Annotated in this window: 5 protein-coding genes; 4 read left to right on the plus strand and 1 reads right to left on the minus strand. The window is 41.5% G+C overall.

The genetic code is table 11. The annotated features are described in order from the left end of the window. The first annotated feature begins 136 nt into the window (after nucleotides 1-136). From L6C30_RS01405 to L6C30_RS01415, 3 genes are all read left to right on the plus strand, one after another. On the plus strand, nucleotides 137-754 hold the full coding sequence (locus L6C30_RS01405) for a rhomboid family intramembrane serine protease (protein WP_070155291.1): 618 nt from the start codon (nucleotides 137-139) through the stop codon (nucleotides 752-754). Between the two features lie 317 nt (nucleotides 755-1,071). Further along, nucleotides 1,072-1,266: a hypothetical protein gene (locus L6C30_RS01410; RefSeq protein ID WP_004972042.1), complete on the plus strand. Its 195-nt coding sequence runs from the start codon at nucleotides 1,072-1,074 to the stop codon at nucleotides 1,264-1,266. A gap of 252 nt (nucleotides 1,267-1,518) precedes the next feature. Next, nucleotides 1,519-3,066 (plus strand): hypothetical protein, encoded by a 1,548-nt coding sequence (locus L6C30_RS01415; RefSeq protein WP_236162151.1) that lies wholly within the window; start codon nucleotides 1,519-1,521, stop codon nucleotides 3,064-3,066. Nucleotides 3,067-3,194: 128 nt separating this feature from the next. Here the strand turns inward: L6C30_RS01415 and L6C30_RS01420 are convergent, their stop codons facing one another. Further along, nucleotides 3,195-4,811, minus strand: a complete 1,617-nt coding sequence (locus L6C30_RS01420) for an inorganic phosphate transporter (RefSeq protein ID WP_236162150.1) — start codon at nucleotides 4,809-4,811, stop codon at nucleotides 3,195-3,197. Between the two features lie 509 nt (nucleotides 4,812-5,320). Between L6C30_RS01420 and metH the strand changes: the two genes are divergently transcribed. Beyond that, a complete protein-coding gene (metH, locus tag L6C30_RS01425; RefSeq protein ID WP_236162149.1) occupies nucleotides 5,321-9,010 on the plus strand; it encodes a methionine synthase in 3,690 nt (1,229 codons plus the stop codon). The last annotated feature ends 636 nt before the right edge of the window (nucleotides 9,011-9,646 follow it).

Below are 9,646 nucleotides of genomic sequence, written 5' to 3' on the forward strand. Positions count from 1 at the left end.
AAGTGGCTATTTTAACTTAAGATGCGGGGCAATAAAAAAAAATCAACCAAAATTGTCGGATTTATTCCTAAAGTTCGACTCTAACTCAGTTTTGATGCATTATTAACGCAGAATTCAAGTAAAAGAATAGGCGTTTATGCTCGATTTACCTTTTAATCATACCGTGACCATTATCATTATTACGGTCATTGTGTCTATGTTGGCGTTTTCCAAACAAGAATTAATGAATCGTCTGATTTTTTGGCCGCCTGCTATGCAACGTGGTCAATATGACCGCTTCATTACCCATGGTTTTGTGCATGCCGATGGTGCGCATTTGCTGTTCAATATGATTACCCTGTTTTTCTTTGGCAGCATTATTGAAAGTTTTTATCGCCAATACGTCTATGATTTAGGCTTTGTTTTATTCTATTTGGGTGGTTTAATCGCCGCGATTATTCCAAGTTATTTAAAGCATAAAAATGACCATCGTTGGGCCAGCTTAGGCGCATCTGGTGCTGTATCTGCGGTGTTGTTTGCCTATATTTTGTTTGAGCCGTGGAAGTTGATTTTCGTGTTCTTTATTCCAGTGCCTGCCATTTTTTTTGCAATACTGTATGTAGCGTATAGCATTTGGTCGGGTAAACGCGGCAATTCCAATATTAATCACAGTGCGCATTTATGGGGTGCGGCCTATGGTGTGATTGTGACTATTTTAATTGAACCACGCATCTTGCCTCACTTCCTGAATAAACTGGCGCAACTGCCGTTTTAACTTTTGAAACTATAACGACTCGGTACATCTACCACTGAGTCGTTGCTACTTTAAAGAATTTTCAAATCCGTCAATAGACTGCTTTCATAAATCCGCTTAACACCATCATTTATTGCCTCTCATCTTCAGCCTCTATCATTGGGAAAAACGACTTTCAATCGTCATTTTATGAACTGCTGATAAGTATTTTTGATTGATGAAAGCATCTGAATGATCCAATACAGCATAAAGCACACAACAAATAACATGCAGTTACTCGACAAGCACTTATACTAAGAATATAAAGACTAAAACTATCAAGCAATCAGGAGTCAGCCATGAAAAAGTTTGCACTTCTAAGCGCCCTGTTACTCAGTCTAGGATTAAGCGCCTGTGCCGTACATACCCCTGAAGGCAGTGTGGTGATTGATCCTGACCGCACGATCTACCCGAAAGGCTATTATCCACACCAACATCCGCATGGTGATGGTGATTTTTGTCCTCCAGGTCAGGCGAAAAAAGGACGTTGTTAAGCTGTTGGTCTGAGTGAATTAAACATTGTTGATACAGCATCAGACTCATTTATGATTCGAACCTAGGCATTTAAACACTAACCTTTAAATCTCAACAACATTTCATTCACATTAAAAACCTTTACACTTCGTGAAGGTTTTTTTATTCAAATTTCACTCAATTTTGGTAGTTTTTGCTACCCCATATCGCAACTTGGCATAGATAATGTATACATCTGTATATTAATTTCAATTTAGTTTGCGAGTTTTTGCATGTCCACTTCTTACGATGGCTTACAGTTCCCAATTCATCCAAAAAAACATAAACCCAGCACCTCAAACACGGGCAAACAGATTATTGCCGAAGCCTTAGCCACAGTCGATCATCAAAGCTCCGTTGATGCTTTGGCAGAAAAAAACTGGCGTAAGCACTATCCAAAACATTTTAAAGCCCTTGTGATCAACGGTATTCGTAAACAAGCTAACGCCATTCAAATTGCAGAAGATGGGTTAAGAAAAGCGCATCAAAGTTTTGAGTTTTATCGTCATGAGCAAAAATATGTGCTGAAAGATGTCATGCTCTTGCCTACTGAAACTTTACATACCTTTAAATTACAAGGCAGCAGCCAATCAGCACCCGAATGGTATGTACCGTATCGTGGGAAAAAGTTACAAGGTCAAGCTCTGCTAGATCAAATTGCAATTTGGCTCGCAGCTGGCATTATTGAACCCAGTCATGCCGAAGCGTTAAATGCAGCAGTAGCGCATCCCGAATGGTTTGATTTGTCTGACCGTAATATGGTGCTATTTGGTGCAGCATCAGAAGCAGGTCCACTCACATGGCTAGCCAAATGGAAAGCCAATATTATTGCAGTCGATTTACCAAACAGCCGTGTGTGGAATAAAATTCTAAACACTGTGCAACAAGGCAATGCTACCTTATACGCACCAAGTACAACACAACTCGCGGCAGATACTCCATTTGACGTTTTAACAGAACAATTGGGTGCAAATCTGCTCACGCAAACCCCAGAAATTGCACAATGGTTAGCCCAAAAATCTGAAACGCTAGATTTAGCAGCCATTGCTTATTTGGATGGTGAAAAACACGTGCGTGTTGCGATGGCGATGGATGCCATTATGCAATATGTTAGCGAACATAAAGCTGACAGCAGCCTTATGTTTATGTGTACCCCAACCGATGTTTATGCTGTTCCTGAAGAAGTGATTAGTGCATCAGCAGAGAAATTTCAGCAGCGTTCGCAAGGGCAAAAGCTACTCACCAAAAGTATTGAAACCCTTTCACGCAGCCATTTTTTTCAAAAAAATCTGCACCATTTGATTGCTTCAGACAATGGTCAACATTATGGTATTGCCGACTGTTTGGTAGTGGAACAAGGACCAAACTATGCTTTGGCAAAACGCATCCAGCAATGGCGTGCAATTTTAGCCCGTCATCAAGGACAGCATGTCAGCATCAATATTGCACCTTCGACCACCACACACTCTGTGACCAAAAATCCATTACTCAAAGCAGCATTTAGTGGCGCAAGTTTGTTTGATGTTGAAGCATTTAGCCCTGAAACCACCAATGCGATTATGGCGGCATTGTGGATTCATGACTTACGCAATCCAAACTCGGCAGCCAATCCTGAAGTGAAACTTGAGCATCCGCTCGAATTGATGATGGAAGGTGCGAACCATGGTGGATTGTGGCGCGTGGCGTATTTGGCACGAACGGCCCTACCTTTCGCTGCGCTCTATGGCTTTGCTGCAGATAAATTACCGCTGGACAAAGTCATCCAAAAATTTAAAAAGTAATGTAAACCGCTAATCTATCTATTCAAAAACTTGCCTGCAAATATTTCTCTAGACTGATCTGCAGGTATAAAAAAAGCGCTGTATCATCACAGCGCTTTTTTCAAACACTCAAAAAAGTTGAGAATGGATTAGAACACTTTTAAGAACAACCAGAACAAGCTACCCGATAAACAAATTGTTGCAGGTAGTGTGAAAATCCATGCAGAAAGAATCGTGCGAACCATCTGGAAATTCAGACCTGATTTATTTGCCACCATCGTACCTGCCACCGCACTGTTCAGTACATGTGTAGTCGAAACTGGCATCCCCAAACCATCTGCAGCAGCAATAGTTGACATGGCCACAAGCTCGGCAGACATACCCTGACCATAAGTCATGTGCTGCTTACCAATACGTTCGCCAACGGTCACCACAATACGTTTCCAGCCAACCATCGTACCCAAGCCTAGTGCTAAGGCAACGGCAACTTTGACCCAAGTTGGAATGTATTGTAGGAACGAATCTAAATGGCTACGGTAGCTTTTAACCACTTTTTTCTGTTCTTCCGACATTTCAGGCAAGGCATTGGCTTTGTCTAAGCGCTTAAACGAAGTGGTGCTTAAATACATATCGTTACGCATTTCTGCCACTTCAGCTTCAGGCACGTCTTTTAAATTGCCATATTGACCCACTCGCTCACCCAAATGATCGGTTAAGCTTGCCAAAGCAGGCACGACTTCAGGAGTAATTTCTTTGGTCTGAATATAACTAGTAATAATCTGACGCGCTTTCTCATCTGGCATATCGACATGTTGTGCATAAATCACATCAGCCGTTTGCGTAGAAAGCTGCTGGAACGATTGGATGTGGTTTTGGCCTAACTCTTTGTTTAACGAATACGCCAAAGGCACAATCCCGATCAAAATCAACATGATTAAACCCATGCCTTTTTGACCATCATTTGAACCATGCGCAAAACTTACCCCAGTACAGGTAAAAATGAGAATGGCACGAATCAGGGGTGGTGGTGGTTTATTACCTTCAGGTGGCTGGAATAACTCCATTTGTTTCTTGAAGATTTTTTTCACCAAGAGGAACAAAATCGCAGCAAAGGCAAAACCAATTAATGGCGAGAACAATAAAGCCTTACCAACTTTCATGACTTGTTCCATGTCTACGCCACTAGCGCCTGCACCTGAGTTAAGCAAGTAGTTCATAATCCCCACACCTAAAATCGAACCGATTAAAGTGTGTGAACTTGAAGCAGGAATACCGAAGAACCACGTTCCCAAGTTCCAGACAATTGCGGCTATCAACATGGCAAACACCATGGCAAAACCTGCACCTGAACCAACATTCATAATCAGTTCGACTGGAAGCAAAGCAATAATACCGTAGGCAACTGCACCACTGGCGACCATCACCCCAAGGAAGTTACAGAAACCCGCCCACATTACTGCCACAGGTGCAGACAAAGCATTGGTATAAATGACCGTTGCCACAGCGTTGGCTGTGTCGTGGAAACCATTCACAAATTCAAAGCCTAAGGCAATGAATAAAGCGGTCGCCAATAAAATCACCGAGTACATGCTTAACGCAGGTACGTGGGATAAGTCCGCAGACAATTGGAAACCAATATAAATAAGGGTAGAAACGATGATCGTTAAAAACACCGGCATAAAAAATTTCGGTGTAGGCACATGAACATTGGTCGATTTAGTAATCGACTTGTGCGCTGAATCTACAGGAGTTGGTTTAGAATTCATGCAAGCAGAAAAGAGGATTTAAAATCCCCTTATTGTTCAATTAAATTGTGACAATTATATGACAAAGAGCTGCTATATAAAGCAACTTTCATACTTTATTTTCACACTTTAAGCTGTGTTTTAGGTGCATAAAAATAAAATAAATATTTAAATTTAAACACTTAGAATAAATAAACCTACTTTCCTTATGCCATTCTCTCAAATTTAGATTTATTACACGGTTGTCATATTTGTCTAAAAGTTCAGACAAATTTCAAGTTGAGCCAATTTTGCCTGAGCAATATGACAAAGCGATGACGCATCAAAGAAAATTAAAATTAGAATACGTATCATCACTGCTTTTATTTGGGATCAAAACCTACAGTACACTCCCCCTCCAAATTCTAAAAATACCGCTTTATGCACTATTTTTACGACTTACACTCGCTCTGGTCGCTTCAAGTGCACGAAAGCCTTGCGAACTCTGCTAAAATACCGCTCATTTCGGATTCAGTCATAAAGGGTTTTTTATGTCCACGCTTACCACCCTGAAAGCGCTTCTTGCCCAAAGAATTTTAATTATCGATGGTGCTATGGGTACTATGATTCAACGCCATCAATTGGAAGAAGCCGATTATCGTGGTGAACGTTTTGCAGATTGGGCACATGACCTCAAAGGCAACAACGATTTATTGGTACTGACTCAACCGCAAATTATTCAGGGCATTCACGAAGCCTATTTAGATGCGGGCGCAGACATTATCGAAACCAATAGCTTTAACGGCACGCGCGTTTCCATGTCTGACTATCACATGGAAGATTTGGTTCCAGAAATTAACCGTGAAGCAGCCCGTTTAGCCAAAGCAGCCTGTGAAAAATATTCAACACCAGACAAACCACGTTTTGTGGCAGGTGTACTTGGGCCTACATCACGTACTTGTTCAATTTCACCCAATGTAAACGACCCTGCATTTCGTAACATTACATTTGATGCACTCAAAGAAAACTATATTGAAGCTGCGCATGCCTTAATTGAAGGGGGTGCAGATATCCTGCTCATTGAAACTGTATTTGACACCTTAAACTGTAAAGCCGCGATTTTTGCAGTAAAAGAAGTGTTTAAACAGCTCGGGCGTGAATTGCCGTTAATGATTTCAGGTACCATTACCGATGCTTCGGGACGTACATTAACGGGACAAACTGCAGAAGCGTTCTGGAACTCGGTACGTCATGGCGATTTACTTTCTATTGGTTTTAACTGTGCCTTGGGTGCAGATGCCATGCGTCCACACGTCAAAACCGTTTCAGACGTTGCCGATGTATTTGTTTCTGCGCACCCGAACGCAGGCTTACCCAACGCATTTGGTGGCTATGACGAAACGCCTGAAGAAACTGCAGCTTTCCTCAAAGAATTTGCTGAAAGTGGCTTGATCAATATTACAGGCGGTTGCTGTGGTACAACACCTGATCATATTCGCGCGATTTACAATGCAGTAAAAGACATTCCACCACGTAAAATTCCAAACATTAAACCTGCTTGCCGTTTAAGTGGTTTAGAACCATTTAACATTTATGATGATTCTTTATTTGTAAACGTGGGCGAACGTACCAACGTTACAGGTTCTAAAAAATTTCTGCGTTTAATTCGTGAAGAAAACTTTGCCGAAGCCTTAGATGTTGCGCGTCAACAGGTAGAAAGCGGTGCTCAAATCATCGACATCAACATGGATGAAGGCATGCTCGATTCAGAAGGTGCAATGGTGCACTTTTTGAACTTGGTAGCCTCTGAGCCAGATATTTCTCGCGTACCCATCATGATTGACTCCTCTAAATGGGAAATCATTGAAGCAGGCTTGAAATGTGTACAAGGTAAAGCCATTGTCAACTCTATTTCCTTAAAAGAAGGCTATGACGAGTTTGTCGAAAAAGCCCGCCTCTGCCGCCAATACGGCGCAGCAGTTATTGTTATGGCCTTTGACGAAGTCGGACAAGCCGACACTGCAGCACGTAAACGCGAAATTTGTAAACGCTCTTATGATGTCTTGGTCAATGATGTTGGCTTCCCTGCCGAAGACATTATTTTTGACCCGAACGTGTTTGCAGTTGCGACAGGTATTGAAGAACATAACAATTACGCCGTCGATTTTATTGAAGCTACGGGCTGGATTAAACAAAACCTGCCACATGCCATGATTTCTGGCGGTATTTCTAACGTGTCGTTCTCCTTCCGTGGTAATGAGCCTGTGCGTGAAGCGATTCATGCCGTGTTCCTGTACTATGCGATTAAACAAGGCTTGACCATGGGGATTGTGAACGCCGGTCAGCTAGCCATTTATGATGATATCCCGAAAGAACTAAAAGATGCGGTTGAAGCGGTTATTCTGAACCAGAACCAAGGTGAAAGCGGTCAGGATGCCACAGAAAAACTACTCGAAGTAGCAGAAAAATACCGTGGTCAGTCAGGTGCACAAAAAGCCGAAGAAAACTTGGAATGGCGAAACGAATCTGTTGAAAAGCGCCTTGAATACGCTTTAGTGAAAGGCATCACCACCTTTATTAATGAAGACACAGAAGAAGCACGCTTAAAAGCCAAACGTCCATTAGATGTGATTGAAGGCCCGTTAATGGATGGCATGAACGTGGTCGGTGATTTGTTTGGTGCAGGTAAAATGTTCCTGCCACAAGTGGTGAAATCTGCGCGTGTAATGAAACAAGCCGTTGCATGGCTCAACCCGTATATCGAAGCTGAAAAAACCGAAGGTCAGTCTAAAGGTAAAGTCTTGATGGCAACGGTGAAAGGCGATGTACACGACATTGGTAAAAACATTGTTGGCGTGGTCTTGGGCTGTAATGGTTATGATATTGTCGATTTAGGCGTAATGGTACCTGCTGAGAAAATCTTGCAAACGGCTATTGATGAAAAAGTCGATATTATTGGCTTGTCTGGCTTAATTACACCATCTTTAGACGAAATGGTTTTTGTTGCTAAAGAAATGCAGCGTAAAGGCTTTAACATTCCATTGTTGATTGGTGGCGCAACCACATCTAAAGCACATACTGCGGTTAAAATTGATCCACAGTTCTCAAACGATGCCGTCATTTACGTTGCCGACGCTTCGCGTGCCGTTGGTGTTGCGACAACCTTACTCTCTCCTGAAATGAAACCTGCTTTTGTTGCAGAGCACCGTGCGGAATACGCTAAAATTCGTGAACGTATTGCCAATAAACAGCCTAAAGCCGCGAAATTGTCGTATGCGGAAGCCATCGATAATGGTTTGAAAATTGATTGGGACAACTATACGCCTGCAGTACCAAACTTAATTGGAACTCAAGTGCTGACTAATTATCCACTTGAAACCTTGTTGCCATACTTCGATTGGACACCATTCTTTATTTCTTGGAGTTTGGCGGGCAAATTCCCAAAAATTTTGGAAGATGAAGTGGTGGGCGAAGCTGCAACCGACTTATATAAACAAGCGCAAGCCATGCTCAAAGATATTATTGCAAATAATCGCTTTGATGCACGTGCAGTATTTGGGATTTACCCTGCCAACCGTTCTGCGGCAGATTCAGTACAAGTATATGATGCAGCACGTAATCAAGTAACGCATACCTTCCATCATATTCGCCAACAGTCAGACAAAGTAACAGGTAAACCAAACTTGTCTTTGGCAGACTTTGTCGCAACCTCAGAGCAAGGGCAAGATTACTTGGGTGGCTTTACCGTGTCGATTTTTGGTGCGGAGGAAATGGCCAATGAGTTTAAAGCCAAAGGGGATGATTATTCTGCCATTTTGGTGCAGTCTTTGGGTGACCGTTTTGCAGAAGCTTTTGCAGAGCATTTGCATGAGCGTATTCGTAAAGAATTCTGGGGCTATCAGCCGAATGAGCAACTGAGCAATGAAGAGCTAATTAAAGAGAAATATGTGGGGATTCGTCCTGCACCAGGCTACCCTGCTTGCCCTGAACACTCTGAAAAAGCGACACTGTTTAACTGGTTAGGTTCAACTGAAAAGATTGGCACACAGCTGACCAGCAGCTTTGCGATGTGGCCGCCTTCATCTGTGAGCGGCTTCTACTATGCCAACCCTGCTTCTGAGTACTTTAACGCGGGTAAAATCTCGTTAGATCAGCTTGAAGATTACGCACAGCGTAAAGGCTGGAGTTTAGATGAAGCGAAACGTTGGTTAGCTCCAAACTTGGATGATTCGATTAATTAATTGCTTTATGCCGCATGGGTAGTTCATCGGCCCATGCGCTATATATAATGTCATTGCAAAAGCCAGTGAATTGTAAAATTCACTGGTTTTTTGTTAAAACGAAGATTTAGAATTGCATTAATATCATGTACAAAAATCTGCTTCAAAGGAATGGGAAGCGATTGCTGTACCGCATCAACAACAATTAATTGACGATACTAGGAATTAAAATGGAAATCCATATATATTTTAACATAAGCATTAAAATTCAAATATTTATTGATTATTTTTAAATTTTTGTAAATTTAAATATATTTTAATCAATCTTGATTACAGTTTCTTAGTTCCTTCTAACTTTTATCTTTACAAAAATAACTTAAATGAAAATATCTAAAATTATCTAACTTTATCTTTTTTATATCCAGAAATGATTTCTTTATAACTTCTATGATACTTATCACTAGATAACCACTTTGATAGGAGAAATAGAATGTCTAGAACACCTAACGATGATCGCTCTGATAGTATGAATCCTAATAATGATGCGGTAATCCTCCCATAAATAACCGAAGTTAAAAGTAGAGGTTAAGCAGCCATTAGAGGTGGCTTTCCTTTGTTAGCTAGATGTGGTCTTTCATGGTTGTAATGCCACAACCA

The sequence above is a fragment of the Acinetobacter sp. KAM396 genome, from assembly GCF_021602765.1.
GTDB lineage: Bacteria > Pseudomonadota > Gammaproteobacteria > Pseudomonadales > Moraxellaceae > Acinetobacter > Acinetobacter towneri_A.

Coding starts and splice junctions, on each gene's coding strand:
- metH (WP_236162149.1), top strand. CDS start 5,321: ATGTCCACGCTTACCACCCTGAAAGCGCTTCTTGCCCAAAGAATTTTA.
- L6C30_RS01410 (WP_004972042.1), top strand. CDS start 1,072: ATGAAAAAGTTTGCACTTCTAAGCGCCCTGTTACTCAGTCTAGGATTA.
- L6C30_RS01420 (WP_236162150.1), bottom strand. CDS start 4,811: ATGAATTCTAAACCAACTCCTGTAGATTCAGCGCACAAGTCGATTACT.
- L6C30_RS01405 (WP_070155291.1), top strand. CDS start 137: ATGCTCGATTTACCTTTTAATCATACCGTGACCATTATCATTATTACG.
- L6C30_RS01415 (WP_236162151.1), top strand. CDS start 1,519: ATGTCCACTTCTTACGATGGCTTACAGTTCCCAATTCATCCAAAAAAA.